Source organism: Vallitalea sediminicola (assembly GCF_054408565.1).
The window spans coordinates 80074-96732 of sequence record NZ_BTPT01000010.1; the positions used below are offsets into that span (position 1 = coordinate 80074).

Below are 16659 nucleotides of genomic sequence, written 5' to 3' on the forward strand. Positions count from 1 at the left end.
CAGACTGAAAAACTAAGTATTTTCAAAATTATCAATTATGTCTAGTAATAAAATAAAAAAACATAAAAATATTACATAATTATATTAACATTTTAACTATGAGTTAATGTGTGATCTTAATATATATGAGTTACCTAGTATTATCTACAAAAAAATCTTTATTAACACTCAATCATAAATACTAGTGTTATAAAGATTTTTTCCCTATTTCGCTCTCTTGTAAAATCTCATCAATATCTTCTTCAATAACTATCCATTCAAAAAAATTACTACCTCCTCAACCACATTAATCAACACATGTCCCGTATTCTTTAAAACCTTAATCTTACCTTTTGGAATAAGTTTACTAATTCTATCTGCTATTTTCTTAGTAGGCAATAATGCATCATTTTCTCCTCCCATATATAGCGTAGGCATTGTTAATTTACTTAATTCTTGATCTGTAAATACTGGCAAAGATCCCATACGTGGTCTATAATACTTCATTATTAGCTTACCAAACTCTAAAGCTTCTTCAGGTATGACTTCATTACCATACACAATTTGATTTATTCTATCGATTCCTTTTTCACCTAAAAGCATTAATGGCATAACCTTGAACATAAAAGATATCTTAGCGTTAGTGATACCTGATGTAGCTAACAAAACAAGCTTTTCAACTTTTTCAGGCTTATAAGTAGCATATTTTAATGCCATCCAGCCTCCAAGTGAATTTCCAATAATTATTGCTTTCTCAATATTTAAATCATCTATGACCTCATCTAACCACTTTCCATAATGGTCACCATTCATATCTGGTCTATTCTCATCGCTTTTTCCAGATTCTCCAATTATATCTATCGCATACACTCTGTAGGTTTCACTAAGTTTTTCAACATCTCCCATCCACATGACAGAATTAGTTGAAGAACCATGAAGTAAAATAACAGGCTTACTTGCTATATCTCCACTTGCAATAATAAATGTATTACCATAGCTTGTATTCACATTAATGATTTCTTTGTCCACTGGCCATTTTTTTATTAGATTATCATAATGATCAATTATCAAAGCTTTTCCTTTATCAGATTTAAAAATTGATTTAGTTTTCATTTCATCTCCCTCTCTCTTAATCATTATTCTCTATTAGTACAGATACACAGCTTAGTAACGTTTCAGTAAAATAGATTGTTCCCCATAACATAACTCTCAATTTATGGGATTTTTCAATATATTGAATATTGATTGTTGAGTTTCCATACTCAGGGTCTTTTGAATTCATAACCGCTACTAGAGTATTTGAAATTCTATCTACTTCATCTTTATTCTTAACTACAATATCAATTACTGTAGAAACAGAAATCTTGTCATTACCATTACTTGATTTATCACTTGAAACAGAGTAATCATGTGTTACTTCATGGAAGTTTTCAGGAACAATATTCTCTTCACCTTCCATAAACAGACTCAAATCATGTCCTGTAACCCTCCATTGCTTTCCAACCTTTGTACCTCTTAATTTCCCCTCTCTTACATACTTTCGGACTGTTTTAGGGTGAATCTTCAACATATCAGCAACCTGATCTACTGTGTAAAACTTATTTTCCATTGTATCATCGCCTTTCTTTTTCTTTATGATATCATACTCGAAATGTTTTTTCAACCCTTTTCAGAACTTTATATCCCTTTATGTAATTATATATACCTTTCTGAACATCAAATTCATAAATAAAAACTAATAGCTTATAATCAAATAGTCCTGATATACAATAAACCTCCAGTATGATATACATTGAAATATATCACAATGGAGGCTTATCTTTTTTTATCTCACTTCATATATGTGTACTATATTAATAATTAATCTTCTACACACTCTCTACATAAAACATTTTAGATATTCTTAGCTACTTCATATGCATTCCAAATAGCATACATAATATTTTGTACTTTGTTAGCATCTCCAATTAATCTTACATTAGGAATATCAAATCTAATATCATTGAATAAATCTTTTTGTGAAGAATATCCAATAGCAACAATGATACTATCAACATCAATAATTGATTTTTGTCCATCTGCATTTAGCACAAAACCTTGTTCTGATTTTTCGCTTATATAAGTATTTGTCTTAACATCAATCTTATTGTATTTGATTAGCTCATGAAGCATATCGTGATTAGCATGGCATAGAGGTCCACCTATCTTAAGAATATCATCTTGCATTTCTATGATAGTGACTTCTTTGTTTTGTTGTTTTAACCAAAGGGCTGTTTCACAACCAACAAGACCTCCACCAATAACTGCAACTTTTTCTCCAACAGCTTCTTTTCCCATTAGCACGTCTTCAGCAACGTAAACATTGTCAGCACCTTTGATAGCTAATTCTCTTGGGTTAGAACCTGTTGCTATTAGTACTTCATCAGCGGAAAAATCTTTTATAGTCTCTTTTGAAGCATTTACATTAAATCTAATATCTACTCCCAAATCTTTTAGGGCAACTTCATACCACTTAATAAGTGCATGATCGTCTTCTTTAAAATCTGGAACTCCTCCTGGAACTATGTTTCCACCAAGATAACCGTTTTTCTCAAGCAATGTCACCTTGTGTCCTCTAATAGCCGCTACTCTTGCAGCTTCCATTCCTGCAACACCACCACCTACGATAAGAACTTTTTTGATGTTTTCTGCTTTTTCTAACCCATAATCCTTTTCACGTCCACATGCAGGATTTACTGCGCAAGAAACTGTTGCAAAGGTCTGTAATCTTCCCATACATCCTTCTTGACAAGATAAACATGGTCTGATGGTTTCACATTTATCTTCAAATATCTTATTAGGTATATCAGCATCTGCAAGAAGTGGTCTTGCTAACGCAATCATATCTGTTTGTCCTGATATTATGGCTTCGCTAGCTAATTCAGGGTCATCCATTCTACCTGCTGTTATAATAGGTACATCTACAGCATTTTTAAGTATCTCATTATATGGAAGGTATAATCCTTTCTTTTGATACATTGGTGGGTGACTCCAATACCATGAATCATAAGATCCTACATCTCCGTTTAATGCATCATATCCTGCTGCAACAAGTAATTTCGCCGCTTCCATTCCTTCTTCAATATCTCTTCCTTTTTCCTCGAATTCTTCCTCTGGTAATCCGCCTTTGCACCAATCCTTGATGAAGCTCTTTATACTGTATCTAAGAGATACTGGAAAATCTTCTCCACAACGTTTCTTGATTTCTTGTACTACTTCACAAGCAAATCTTAAACGATTTTCCAATGATCCACCGTATTCATCTGTACGATGGTTGAAGAAAGATATGGCAAATTGGTCTAATAGATATCCTTCATGTACTGCGTGTATTTCAACACCATCAAATCCAGCTTTTTTTGCAATAGCTGCTGATTCACCAAATGCCTTGACATAATCTTTCACTTCCTGGTTAGTCAATTCACGGCAAGTAACTCCTGGTAAAAATCTATGTGGTATTGGCGATGGAGCTACGGCTACTTTTCCTACTATAGACGGAATACTAACTCGTCCAAATCCTGCTGATAATTGTAAAAAGATTTTTGAACCATAAGCATGAACTCTTTCTGTCATTTCATTACCTGTTGTAATAAAATTCAGTGGATTGATTGTAGGACATGGCATAGATGGTAATGCACATTTCTCAATGTTATTTTCTACCATTGTTACACCGGTCATAATTAATCCAGTTCCACCTTTTGCACGTTCCACATAGAACTCTATTCCTCTTTCATTAAAACTACCATCTGCGTTACACATTCCACCTGGTCCCATTGGAGCAAGGACATATCTGTTCTTAATTTCCAATTCTCCAATTTTAATTGGGTCATAAAGCACCTTATACTTTTCCTTCATATCTTTCACCCTCCTGAAATTACATTAAATGTATTTTTCTATCAATTATTTACATCTAATTTTGATGTTAATTTCAGTATAGAACATAAAGGAACTTTACTTGCAAGAGGATATTGTTATATTTTTATCGAAATCCATAATTCTATATATGGATGGAGTTTTGCTTCCTTTTCCACTTCTACTAATAGTATCTTACCCCAAGCTGTTTCTCCGATTTCAAGACCTTTGCTCTTTGCATAATCAAATGCCTTTTCAAATACTTTTTGAGGTTTTATAGTAAAATCTTCATCAGCTACTACTATTGTATGTAGACAAGATGTGCCTTTTAATTGTTTTGTATATAATCCCTTTGGTAATTCTAATTCTTCTAGTTTCTTAGTCCTTACCAAATATCCAAAATTGCTCATACCCATTCTTTCATCAATTACGCCTAACTGAACCACTGGCATGGCTTTTACCCATTCATGGATTATTTTCTGTGAGCTACGTTTCTTCGACAACCACCCACACTCATCATCACACATAACAGTAACTTCTGGCGATTGAGCGAACTCATATTTATTCAAGAGTTGTTCAATTCTTCTTATACTGACAAGATGATCTTCGATGGCATCTGCTAGATTCATATAATACTTAGCCTTTTTAATTGCTTCCAATTGATATCTTGTTTCTCTTTCTTCTATTATTTTATAATTATTTTCATCTCCACCAAACTGTGTAATAATAGTTTTCATAGGGATTTCCATAGAACGATACTTGGCATAAGACAGCATTCTGAATACATCTACTACATTATAATAACGATGACCATTTTTTTCTTTTTCTACCTTTATCAGGTTTTCCTTTTCATAATAATGGATGGCGCTAGTGGTACATCCAAGAATTTCTGCTAAATCTGTGATACTATACCTCATAATCTGCCCCTTCCTACCTAAAGTAACTTTAGGTATTTACATATATATTAGTATTAGGATTGTAATTTTCCTTTATAAAATATTATAACTTGTATTAGTAAAATAAAAAAGGTATTTAACAACGCATTCATAAGATTGTTAAATATTTATCTATCAATGAGAACTCCTACCGATATTTTTTTATTAAAACAACCCAAAATGTCCTTTTTATTAATTTGGTTCATCTGTTATAATAAAACAAATCATCAAACACTTTACTCTGTGTCATATAAATTTTTTCAACAGTCTTTGTATATGAATTACTCACAAAAATAATATTTTATGAAAATGGCAATAATAATTCAAGAAGAAAACGAAATAACCTAACATCACAACACTTATACTAGAGAGGAGTCACATCATGGAAAATTGGCTTGAATGGCTAGGTTATTTAGCTTCACTTATTGTATTAATATCTTTACTTATGAGTTCCATAATAAAATTGAGATGGATAAGTCTATTAGGTTCTATTTTATTTTCATTATATGGTTTTTTAATAGGTGCTTTACCTGTAGGATTAATGAATCTGGGTATTTGCATCATTAATATTTATTTCCTATTCAAGATATATAATTATAAGGAATATTTTAAAATACTACCTATAAAAAAACGTTCACTTTATTATGACTATTTCCTTGATTTTTATAAAGATGAAATTGATAAATTCTCAGAATCCGAATTCAGTATCGAAGATTCAGATGTAGCATTCTACATTCTAAGAAACATGGTTCCAGCAGGTATATTTATGTCAACAAAACTCAATGATGATACACTTAAAATAAACCTAGATTTTGTGGTTCCTGAATACAGGGATTTTAAGATAGCAAAATATGTTTTTGACAAGAATAAAGAATATTTTACTGATAAAGGCTACTACAAATTTGTAAGTTTTTCTTCAAATGAGCAGCATATCAAATATCTATTGAAGATGGGATTTGAATTAGATTCCTTAGAGGGTGAAGAATGTTATATGAAATCGTTATAAAATAGATAACAAAAAGAGCTTTTCAGCCAATGTCATTAAGTTAAGGCATTGATAATGAAAAAGAATTAGAGCGACTGAAACTAATAACACTTTCAGTTGCTCTTTCTTATTAGATTAATATTTTTGCACACAAATTAAACTGAGTGCAAATAATTTTTTCAAATAAACATCTTCTTACTTTAATTGGTTTAAAAATGATATCAAGTTATTGTTAAAATTTATTAACTCTTGTGCTACTTTATTTTCGACTCCTGAACTATCAGATATTGCCATAACCGTTACATTACATCCATTTAAATTGAATGATTGACTTGCTACGGCAACATTAGCTACTTGAGAAATTAAAATATCGTTTTGCTTTGAGAATTTATTAACTATTTTTGGTGATATATTATAACTATGAACCCATTCATTGTTATTAACTTTATTACATTCACTTACAGTTAAACTTACAGTAATAATTATATTAGAAGTATCATCATTATATATAAATAATTTTTGTCTATTTATAAAATATTCATCTGGTTTGTTTACTGGAAGAGAAAGTAAGTGGCTATAACTTTTTGTCACTTCTTTATAGTCATTATATTGGAAATCATAAATAATACTATCTTTGTATTTATCAAAATACTTTTGGTTCTGTTCGGATACTGTAGTATTACTTTTCAAAAAATAATATGTATTTATCGAAATTGATATAATCAATAAAATGCCTAATAATATTGATAAATTCTTTTTCATTAAAATCCACCTTTTTTAACGTATCTAGTTCAATAGCAAATAATTAAACATCTCTATTTCATCTAGAAATTAATATTAAATTGTTTAGAGTACTCTAATTAATTATATATCATTATATTAATTATGTAAATAATTAAATATTAATAATTCTAATTATAATGTAATAATATAAAAAATAAAATACTATTTCTTAAAATTAGTAAAATGTTACTACATTATAATTATTTAAAGAATAATATTTAATAAATATGAGGAATGTGTCTATTCCTGTATTGGCTAGTTCATCTGATTGGGATTTTCCCTTTAGAGTTTTCCAAACCACAAGATGATGTCTTGGATATTACGGGATCAGGAAAGTTATCAAGATTTAGCTAAAAAAACTATGTTCATAGGTTTTGTGTAAGTTTATTTGTTGAAATTATGCAACTTATAATTGCAGCATCTACTAAGATAATGATGAAATTAAAAATAAGTACAAACCCATTAATCGAATATGTAATAAAAAAGAATAGCGATGGCTAAATACCCCTAGGATATCTAGGCTACTTTCATAGTTCAGTAATGATAATTCGTCAAGTGTTTTTTTAATTGTTGCATAAAAAAAGAGTCTTGTTCTATTTCCAGAACAAAACTCTTATACTTTTCTTAACTTAATAACATTGCTAATTCAGCCCTTTTTTTCATTTATATATAATATAATCTATAATGGATTTTCCTTCATGTATTTCATTAGTTCATCGACAGTCGTAAAAGCTAGACTAGTAACTGTGTCTGCACAACCATAATATATGGCAATTCTTCCTGTGTCTGAATCGGTTAATGTAGCACATGGGAAAACTACGTTTGGTACGTCTCCTACACATTCATATAATTCGTAAGGTGCTAATATGTAATCAGATGATCGCATTTTTACTTTCCATGGTTCGTCTAAATCAAGAAGTGCGCATCCCATCCTATATACGTAACCATTACATGTAGTTAAAACGCCATGGTATATTAGTAACCATCCTTCGTCTGTTTCAATTGGTACTGGACCTGGACCGATTTTCGTACTTTGCCAAGCTGATTTACCTTTAGACGTACTCATGACATGACGATGATGACCCCAATATTCCATATCTTTACTTTGACTGTAGAAGATATCACCGAAAGGTGTATGTCCTGTATCACTTGGTCTACTAAGCATTGCATAATGTTCACCTATTTTACGTGGAAACAAAACTCCATTTCGATTATATGGTAAAAATGAGTTTTCCATCTGGTGGAAAGTCTTGAAATCAAAGGTATAACCCATCCCAATTGTGGGACCATGATAACCATTGCACCATGTAATATAGTAACGATCTTCTATAAAACATACCCTTGGGTCATAACGATATTCTTTATGGAGTATTTCTTCGTTATCTCCTTGAAACTCAATAGGAGTGTGATTGATATTCCAATGAATTCCGTCTATGCTGAATCCAGCATAGATATCCATGCTTACAGATTTTGAATCACATCTGAATACACCTGCGAAACCATCTTCAAATGGAATAACTGCACTGTTAAAAATACTATTTGAACTAGGTATTGCATCTCTATTTATAATAGGATTTTTTGAATATCTCCATATTGGCATAGAATCTTCATCAGTTCTTTCTTGCCACGGTATATTTTTTAATGTATTTCCAATAATTTTTGCCAATTTTACTCCTCCAAATCCTACTTAATTTTTTGCCACTGAATCTCTATAAATGATTTTGCCATTCACCATGGATACTCCTTTTGTATAATAAGGGGATCTTTCTACTTTTCGTTTAATTATTTTTACTGTAGTCTTTGCTATGCCTTCAATATCTACAGCGACAGTCGTTAATTTTGGTTCACAAATATCAGCATATATATCGTTATCAAAACTTACAATAGAAATGTCCTCGGGAACTCTATAGCCTTGTTTTTTCAGACTTTTAATAAAACGATGTGCTGTTTCATCACAGTTACATACAAAAGCTGTTGGCATTTCTTCAGGCAATTTGAATTCTATTGCTTCATTATGTTCATCTCTATCATCAATAATCCACTCTTGTCTAATAGGGATTTTTCTTTCCATCAAAGCTCTCTTATATCCTAGATATCTATCTGATATACTCTGAGTTACAGAAACAGAACCAACAAAACCAATGTAATGATGTGCATAATTCAGTAAATGCTTTGTAATCTCATAAGTACTATAGATATTCTCAGAAAGAACACAATCTGTATTGGAAAGTTCATCATAATAATCGACGAACACTTTTGGTAATCTCATATTTCGAACTTTTGACAAAAATTCTTCTTCTAGATTACCAAGAATGATTAAACCATCAATGTTTTGATTATTAATGATTTGTTCCAATTCCTTTCCATGGTTCATTGGATTTACTGTTGTGAGCACTCCAATATAACCAATTTCACTTAAGTGCTTTGCAATCATTTGATAGATTTTCACATAAAAATATGCTTTAGTGCCTTCGCCAAAATATTTATGGTCCAAAAATATAGCTATATTTCTAACTCTATCTTTTGAAGTTTTCGATAAACGATAGCCAAATTCTTCTGCTTTTTGTAGAATTTGTTCTTTTAATTCAGGTCCAACACCATCTTTATCGTTTAATGCTTTAGAAATTGTTACTTTACTAACTCCTAATGCATCCGCTATATCTTGCATAGTAACCTTTTTGATTTTCTTCATTGTTAGACTCCCCTTTTTTACATTTTCCTTATCCTTAGACATTATAACATTTTGGGAAACTCATGGCAATAAGTTAAGTTATTAATTAGCTAACAAATCTATTAGTTAATGCTTTCTATAAGTAACTGCCCAATACCAACCTGATAACCACACCATCCAAAAATTCCTTGCTTATCTTCTGTAATTATGGCTAAAGGTAATCGACAGTCTTTCATATTGAACCCTTCATAAATATTATCCAGACTAAAACTTGATTCAATTAAAACTTTTAGTGATGATACTTCTTTACAAGCTTTCATTAAAGTGGGGTCGTTGAATTCTTCTTCTTGTTGAATTAATAGGATAACCTCTTTGGATAACTGTCCATATACTTCTTTCAATTCAATGATTTCGTTAAGTAAATGCTCAGTAGGCTCTGCTCCCGGTTGAATCCAGCATACAATTCTTTTTGTGTCTATAAATTCGTACAGATTACATTGTTCCTTGTTCATAGAGATCAAAGAATAATCTTCAATAGCTACTTGTTTCTTTTCATTAGTTCCTTTATCAAGAATTAATGGTACAGTTGTTGATTTGTCCTTTTCAATCTGACAATAGGAAACTCGTATTCTATTAGATTCATCATGTTGTCGATTAGCTGTTACTACTCGGTAGTATCCTTCTTCTAAAGTATAATCTACTCGATCATTCTCCCAATCAATCTCTTCCAAATCCAATGTTTTGTAGTATCCATTTACATAACGTGAAACTGTATAATTCTTATGATATTCTAAATTACTATTTTCTTCACGTGTTAAATGAAGTTTTCCATATTCTTTTGAATCCACTTCTTCTTCGTAAATATATTGCCACTGACTATTTTTATAATAAGCTAATTTTCCATCTGTTTTCTCAATTTTTGCTGGAATACCTAAAGTTCGTAATACTGCAACAAAGAAAATCTTATGAGATATCTTATTTCCACCTCTTACCTTCAAAATTCCTTCTGGAGAGGTATTCAAATTGGAGTATTCCCTATCCTGTATTACATGAAGATTAGATTCCATCCACTGTTTTAATTTTAATGGTTCCTCTTTAAAACATTTTTGTTCTTCCTCTGTAAAAAATGAAATAATCTCTTTTCTGTACGTTCTTATTTTTTCAATCCAAATCCGTGGATTCATGACATGATCTATAAAAATATCTTCTTCTAAATTTTCTTGATACTTCATGGAATAGATAAAATGTTCTTCTAAGTCCACAGCCAATGTATCAGTCAAATCTTTTTGTGGCAAAGCACTTAACAATTTCACTTTCCAATAAAGCTTTTCTTTAGAATTTTCATCTAAAAAGGTTAGTATCTCTTTATAGTTACCACGAGCTTTTATTAAACAATCTGAAATTTCTTCATTAAGACACGAAAATTTCTTTGCCCTTTCTTTACTAGAAGTTTCATTGAAAAATGTTTCTTCAAAGGCTTTTCTCTGTTCTATTGCCTTTTCATTTCTCCTTTTTTGCTCTGAATTCTCTTCCTTTGTCAAGGATTGTTCTTCTTCCACGCCACCTTTTGGTGGAATCAATGTCCATTCTTCGACACCTGTAACCATGTCCATTTCTTTTTTTAATGTTAATACCATATGGTCTTCATTGGTAACATCCAATTTATCATATACAAAAGAATTTCCTTTATATGCATAAATCATCAAATCTCCAAGACCAGTAACAAAAGACACATTACCCTTAGAATCAGTTTCTAATTGAGCAATAGGATAAAATTCACAATAATTGACTACCTCAAATCGAACTACTGCACCTTGTACTGGACAATTATTTTCATCCTTAATGGAAATCATTATTTTCTTAGTCTTTGCATAACGATTCAACACATTAATTTCCGTCATTCTACTCGTTTGTTTTGTAATGACTTCCTCAGAACAACGATTGGATAGCACACGACTATGGATAAGCATTGCTTTGGATGCAGGTAAACGAAACCAGCCACGATTCAACCCAATCTCTGGCTCACAAGCTCCTAAGAACTGCCATCCTTTTTCTGTAAAAACTTCCACCCAAGCATGATTATCATCACAGTGACTCCATCTTGGAGTATAACATTGTCTAGCAGGAATACCTACGCTTCTAAGTGCTGCCACTACAAAAGTCGATTCTTCTCCACATCTGCCAAAAGCATTTTTAATCACTGTGAAGGGAGAACCAGTTCTTGAATTAGTTGCCTGATAAGTGGCTTTTTCAAAGCACCAATAATTAACTTCGATAGCTGCTTCTTCCATGGTCATTCCTTGAATCCTAGGTGCCAATTCTTCATAGAGCACCGAACTATAAAATTCCAAGTGTTCATTATTCACCCGAAATTGTAATACATAATTCAGAAAATCATTATTATCAATTGTTTTATCCCAATGCATATTTTCTTTTACCCATAAGCTATGACGAACAAATTTCAAAAATAAATCTGGATCATAATCAGCAATATCGGATAAAGGCATGAACTCATACAGAAACTTCATACACTCTTGTTCTGATTCATTCATCTCCTGCATTAATGAATAAGGAACTTTTCTTAGTTTTCTTTCATATTCTTCTTGTCCCAATACACTTGTTTTTCCATCTTGAGAAATTACCACTTGCTCACATCCATCCTTCGTTAAACAAGAAATTTCAAAGCTTCTACTGGAAATTTCAATCCTTGGACAAATAGAACTTTTCATCTCCATATCTAAGGCAGAAATATCTTTAGTAAAGTTACCGTATCTATCATAATACCTGTGTTCATAGTAATAATATTTTCTTAATTCCCATTTTAGGTGCTCCACTTCAGGGATATCATAGCTTTCTCCATTTTCAGTAAAAAAGACAAATCCCCATAGTTCTGGATAATGGATATTTACTAAACCAGTTGGTGACCAAACCCAATTTTCTTCATTAGAATCTTTCTTAACATATTTTCCGTCAACAATATCTACATGCCACTGGACTCTAGAGAAATTAACTCTGTAATAATCGCCAACTTCTGGCTTTTGTGATTTTGGTGCCATTTCTTTCAAAGCATCAAATGGGATTACTACTTCCACCATCCAATATTTATTATCCGGATTGATTTCATTTATTTTTCCTTTAATCTTAACTGCGGACTGAAGACCTTTGATATCCCATCCATTGAGGGGTCTTCCTCCTGTATCACGATAAGGTTTTGTTAAAAACAGATCCCATACTGTATTTAGAGCATTCATTTCAAATTCAAAATATCCATGGGTATCTGAATCTGGATCTATAAATATTTCAAAATCATTATCTTGAAAAATAACACAGTCTCTTTCTGTTAAAGTGGCCCATATTTCTTCTCCATAGAGAATTCCACCAAAATAGAAATTCTCATCATCCCATAACATTTTGACTTGGGTATCCATGTAAGGTTTGGGTTTACTATCTCCTTCAATATCTACAAAAAGACTAGTAAATGGAGCCTCCTCCCAAAATTCTTTATGTAAATTGCCATCAAGAACAAAAGGTTTTGTTGCTCGTTTACAATAATATACTGGCGGATTGAAATCAATCTTAGGTATAGGTACTCTTAATGAATTCATTTTTCCTCCTAGTTATGTGTTACGACGGCACCACTGCCACCATACATTTCTATTTTTCCTTCAACTTCTACTTTTAAGACAGTTACATTTTCATGGCAATCTTCTGGTGTTAAATGAAGCCATAAGGTTCCCGGTATATTGAACCATGGCACACCACCATGAATTTCATGATCCAATTCTTTTCCTGAGTGCAATACAGTAACTTTTTTCACCTTATTACATAACCCTTTTAAACATACGGCTTCTTTTGGATTATCATATACAAATAGATAAAGAGTCTCTTCATCTTGAGACATTGTAGAGCCTCCTAGATAATAACGAGTCATTATACCTTCTTTTGTTCCATATATGGCTTCCTTATGTTCACGAATCCAATTACCCATTCCTATAAGTAGTTCTTCTTCTTTTGGTACAATTGTTCCATCTTCTTTTGGACCAATATCCAATAACATATTTCCACCCATACTGACACAATCACAGAACATACGAATTAATTGGTTCAGAGATTTATAATGGTCATCATGTGGAACATAGCCCCATGACTGATTAATTGTTGTACAAAATTCCCAAGGACCTTCAGGTCTTGTAATAGGTAGTCCTTGTTCTGGCGTCTTATAATCACCATGTCCTTGTAATCTGGAATTGATTATCAACTTATCATTAAATGATTTTAGGTAGTCTTTAAACTTAGGTAGATTCCACATCTTGGCACTACGTTCCCAGTCTCCATCAAACCATAATAGATCTACCTTACCATAGTTACTTAGAACTTCTTTTAACTGATTATTATTAAATTCTAAAAATCGTTCCCATGCTTCAAAATCCTGTTTTCCATCTGCTGGATAAGAATATCCATTAATGTCTGATAGATCCTTTGGCACTTCTCCATGTTCAAAGACACTGGCATAATCGGGATGAGACCAATCAATTAGAGAATAATACATACCACATCTAATTCCTCTCTTGTTAATGGCTTCTGCATATTCTTTAATGATATCTCTTTTGGCTGGAGTCTTCTTAATTACATTCAGGTCACTATACTTAGTATCAAAAAGCGCTACACCATCATGATGTTTGGTTGTTAATACCGCATATTTTGCTCCTGATTTTTCAATAATGTCTGCCCAATGATCTGCATCAAATTTTGAAGCAGTGAATCCATCCAATTGTTTCATATATTTATCATATGGAACACGGTTATGATAAAATGACCAGGATTCGGCAATACCGTCTACCGCATAAATTCCATAATGAATAAAAATTCCTAATTTGGCTTCTTCAAACCATTTTTCCATTAGCTTTCTCCTCCATTTTCTAATAATACCTTTTCTCTTTTTCCAGCAATATAACTTAATAATGTTCCACTACAATCTGTTCCGTATTCCCAATACATCAATCCATAAAGTCCTTGTTGTTGACTGTAATCTATCTTATGAAATAGGGATTCTTGGTCTTCATAGCTAATAAAACAATCTCCATTAAATAAGTATGGAGCTTTTGCTTCTGCATCCCAATATCTAATAAATCCATTTTTATTAATATATTTTGCTAACAATTCATGAAAACTAGGTCCATATCCTCCTGTCGTCTTAGCCATTTGTATGAAGCCATGTTGAACATCAGGAACCCCTTCCCACATTCTCGAATAGAAAGCAGCCCCGAGAACCAACTTATTTGCTGGTACACCTGCTTTCATATATTTTTTTACAGCTTTATCTGCACTTGCTCTTGATAAATCTTCTTCGTAACTATACAAATTCGTATGATGCCCTGTAACAACTGTGAATCCTCCACGAAGGTCATAAGTCATCAATTGAACATAATCAAGGTAAGGATGAATCTTATCCATCTCAGTGCACCTAATAAAGTAATCATCACCTGCGGCGGCAATGGTTAATAAGGCTTTCTGCATACCTCTTTTATCCAAATACATACGAAACTCTTTTATTAAATGTGTAAAATTTTCTTTATCTTCTTTCGCTGCATCAATTCCAGCAATACTGATACATGGATATTCCCAATCAATGTCAATTCCATCAAGGGAAGCTTCCTCTATTATATCAATAGCTGATTCAATCATTTTTTTTCTACTTTCCACTGTTTTTGATGCTATTGAAAATCCTCCTGCGCTCCATCCTCCAATGGATAGTACAAAGCGAATATTAGGATTTATAGCTCTTGCTTTTTCTATATATGGAAGATAATCCAATACTTCTGAAACAACTTTCCCTTCAGAAATTTTTGCAAATGCTAAATTAATTATTTCAGATTTTTTTATATCTTCTTCTTTGAATATTACTAAGTCTTTTATTGATACGTAACCAATTAAATGTAGGTGAGTCATAAGGGGCTCCTTTTTTCTATATTAAACTAAAAACTCTGGCAAATGGTGCTTCATCTCCATGGAATTCTGGTACATGTACCATATATCCATTATCCTTTTTATCATATGTAAGTACTTCATCCGTTTGAAGGCATTTGATTTCCTTTACTTCTCCCTCATAAGGAATTAAAACTTCTGTTGTAACAATATCTGTTTTATTATTGAATCCTTGAATAGCATATACTGTATCATCTTTTTTAGTGAAGGCTATACCATCTTTTTTATAAGGTTTACATACTCTCGTACCATAAATAGCATCTCCATAAATCTCTAACCACTTTCCTAGTCCCTTTAACGAACAAATAGCTTCTTGTGGTAAACGTCCATCTGGTTGGGGTGCTACATTGATTGCTAAGTTTCCACCTTTTACAACTATATCAATGAGTAGATTCACCACTTCTCTTGGATCCTTATAATGATCTTCAAAAGAATATGCGAATGAGTTACCTAGAGTGATACAACTTTCCCATGGAATACTTAGTGGCTGATCTGGTACGCATTGTTCTGGTGTCACATAATTTTCATAAGCTCCACCTATAGTTCTATCAGCACATAACATACCCGGTTGGAACTTCCTGATTTTTTCAATTACTTCACCCAAGCGAATATCTTGATTATTTTGCTCACAAACCCAACCAGCATCAAACCACATAATATCAATTTTTCCATATTTTGTACCTAGTTCCATGATTTGATTTTGGGTAAACTGTACAAATCTTTCCCATTCTTCTGGATAATCAGATGGATTGTAAGATGGACCTCTATTCTGATAGCTTCCTTTTTCGAACTTGGTATTCCAATAACTATCTATATGCCAATCCGCTTTTGAGAAATAAGTAGCTATACCAATTCCCTTTTTACGAAAAGCTTCAAAAAGGTGAGCACAAACATCAGCATATCTATGGGTATGGAAAGGGCAATCTTCATTGGTTATTTTATAATCAGAATAACTGGTATCCCACATACAAAATCCATCGTGATGTTTTGTTGTAAATATAAAATATCTCATTCCTGCTTCTTTAGCTATTTCAGCCCATTTTTCAGGTTGAAAACGAATAGGATTGAAGGTTTTATTCATATCAAAATATTGCTTCTTGAACTCTTCTCCTGTTACTTCCCAATCAACACAATTCCTTGACCATTCTGCATCAGCATCGCTAAGTGCCCAAGATTCTACAATCCCTATCTGAGAATAAACTCCCCAATGCATCATTAAGGCTAATTTCTGATCTTGAAACCATTCAAGTTTAGCAAGTACTTTTGGGTCAGTTGGAACTACATAATGCTCTTCAGTACTATAATTATGAACGCCTTCTTCAACCATATCTTCTATTTCTTCTAATTGATCTAATTCTGACATATTATCCTCCAAACTATAAATTCTAATAAAGATGGTTATGACTTACGCCATAGCCATCTTTCAAAAATAT

Annotated in this window: 12 protein-coding genes; 1 reads left to right on the top strand and 11 read right to left on the bottom strand. The window is 32.1% G+C overall.

The genetic code is table 11. The features are described from left to right. Positions 1-249: 249 nt before the first annotated feature. From ACX6CF_RS04770 to ACX6CF_RS04785, 4 genes are all read right to left on the bottom strand, one after another. Positions 250-1092, bottom strand: coding sequence for an alpha/beta fold hydrolase (locus ACX6CF_RS04770; protein WP_458784158.1), 843 nt, complete (start codon positions 1090-1092; stop codon positions 250-252). Positions 1093-1108: 16 nt separating this feature from the next. Continuing rightward, on the bottom strand, positions 1109-1588 hold the full coding sequence (locus ACX6CF_RS04775) for a helix-turn-helix domain-containing protein (protein ID WP_458784159.1): 480 nt from the start codon (positions 1586-1588) through the stop codon (positions 1109-1111). 284 nt (positions 1589-1872) lie between these two features. Continuing rightward, on the bottom strand, positions 1873-3870 hold the full coding sequence (locus ACX6CF_RS04780) for an oxidoreductase (RefSeq protein ID WP_458784160.1): 1998 nt from the start codon (positions 3868-3870) through the stop codon (positions 1873-1875). Positions 3871-3986: 116 nt separating this feature from the next. After that, positions 3987-4784, bottom strand: coding sequence for a MerR family transcriptional regulator (locus ACX6CF_RS04785; RefSeq protein ID WP_458784161.1), 798 nt, complete (start codon positions 4782-4784; stop codon positions 3987-3989). A 400-nt stretch (positions 4785-5184) separates the two neighbouring features. Between ACX6CF_RS04785 and ACX6CF_RS04790 the strand changes: the two genes are divergently transcribed. Next, the gene (locus ACX6CF_RS04790) at positions 5185-5808 is read left to right on the top strand and encodes a hypothetical protein (RefSeq protein ID WP_458784162.1); all 624 of its coding nucleotides are present in this window, start codon (positions 5185-5187) and stop codon (positions 5806-5808) included. A 174-nt stretch (positions 5809-5982) separates the two neighbouring features. On the opposite strand, the gene ACX6CF_RS04795 is transcribed toward ACX6CF_RS04790, so the two are convergent. The 7 genes from ACX6CF_RS04795 to ACX6CF_RS04825 all read right to left on the bottom strand — a co-directional run bounded on the left by ACX6CF_RS04795 (position 5983) and on the right by ACX6CF_RS04825 (position 16589). After that, on the bottom strand, positions 5983-6549 hold the full coding sequence (locus tag ACX6CF_RS04795; RefSeq protein ID WP_458784163.1) for a hypothetical protein: 567 nt from the start codon (positions 6547-6549) through the stop codon (positions 5983-5985). 700 nt (positions 6550-7249) lie between these two features. Continuing rightward, positions 7250-8236, bottom strand: coding sequence for a glycoside hydrolase family 130 protein (locus ACX6CF_RS04800; RefSeq protein WP_458784164.1), 987 nt, complete (start codon positions 8234-8236; stop codon positions 7250-7252). A gap of 21 nt (positions 8237-8257) precedes the next feature. Then, on the bottom strand, positions 8258-9262 hold the full coding sequence (locus tag ACX6CF_RS04805) for a LacI family DNA-binding transcriptional regulator (protein ID WP_458784165.1): 1005 nt from the start codon (positions 9260-9262) through the stop codon (positions 8258-8260). Positions 9263-9363: 101 nt separating this feature from the next. Continuing rightward, positions 9364-12846 carry a transglutaminase domain-containing protein gene (locus ACX6CF_RS04810; protein ID WP_458784166.1) on the bottom strand — a complete coding sequence of 1161 codons (3483 nt, stop codon included), beginning with the start codon at positions 12844-12846 and terminating at the stop codon, positions 9364-9366. 8 nt (positions 12847-12854) lie between these two features. Then, a complete protein-coding gene (locus ACX6CF_RS04815; protein WP_458784167.1) occupies positions 12855-14141 on the bottom strand; it encodes an alpha-L-fucosidase in 1287 nt (428 codons plus the stop codon). After that, positions 14141-15190 carry a glycoside hydrolase family 18 protein gene (locus tag ACX6CF_RS04820; protein WP_458784168.1) on the bottom strand — a complete coding sequence of 350 codons (1050 nt, stop codon included), beginning with the start codon at positions 15188-15190 and terminating at the stop codon, positions 14141-14143. The genes ACX6CF_RS04815 and ACX6CF_RS04820 overlap by 1 nt, the downstream gene beginning before the upstream one ends. 16 nt (positions 15191-15206) lie before the next feature. Continuing rightward, positions 15207-16589 carry an alpha-L-fucosidase gene (locus ACX6CF_RS04825; protein WP_458784169.1) on the bottom strand — a complete coding sequence of 461 codons (1383 nt, stop codon included), beginning with the start codon at positions 16587-16589 and terminating at the stop codon, positions 15207-15209. Positions 16590-16659: the final 70 nt, after the last annotated feature.

Coding starts and splice junctions, on each gene's coding strand:
- ACX6CF_RS04770 (WP_458784158.1), bottom strand. CDS start 1,092: ATGAAAACTAAATCAATTTTTAAATCTGATAAAGGAAAAGCTTTGATA.
- ACX6CF_RS04775 (WP_458784159.1), bottom strand. CDS start 1,588: ATGGAAAATAAGTTTTACACAGTAGATCAGGTTGCTGATATGTTGAAG.
- ACX6CF_RS04780 (WP_458784160.1), bottom strand. CDS start 3,870: ATGAAGGAAAAGTATAAGGTGCTTTATGACCCAATTAAAATTGGAGAA.
- ACX6CF_RS04785 (WP_458784161.1), bottom strand. CDS start 4,784: ATGAGGTATAGTATCACAGATTTAGCAGAAATTCTTGGATGTACCACT.
- ACX6CF_RS04790 (WP_458784162.1), top strand. CDS start 5,185: ATGGAAAATTGGCTTGAATGGCTAGGTTATTTAGCTTCACTTATTGTA.
- ACX6CF_RS04795 (WP_458784163.1), bottom strand. CDS start 6,549: ATGAAAAAGAATTTATCAATATTATTAGGCATTTTATTGATTATATCA.
- ACX6CF_RS04805 (WP_458784165.1), bottom strand. CDS start 9,262: ATGAAGAAAATCAAAAAGGTTACTATGCAAGATATAGCGGATGCATTA.
- ACX6CF_RS04810 (WP_458784166.1), bottom strand. CDS start 12,846: ATGAATTCATTAAGAGTACCTATACCTAAGATTGATTTCAATCCGCCA.
- ACX6CF_RS04815 (WP_458784167.1), bottom strand. CDS start 14,141: ATGGAAAAATGGTTTGAAGAAGCCAAATTAGGAATTTTTATTCATTAT.
- ACX6CF_RS04820 (WP_458784168.1), bottom strand. CDS start 15,190: ATGACTCACCTACATTTAATTGGTTACGTATCAATAAAAGACTTAGTA.
- ACX6CF_RS04825 (WP_458784169.1), bottom strand. CDS start 16,589: ATGTCAGAATTAGATCAATTAGAAGAAATAGAAGATATGGTTGAAGAA.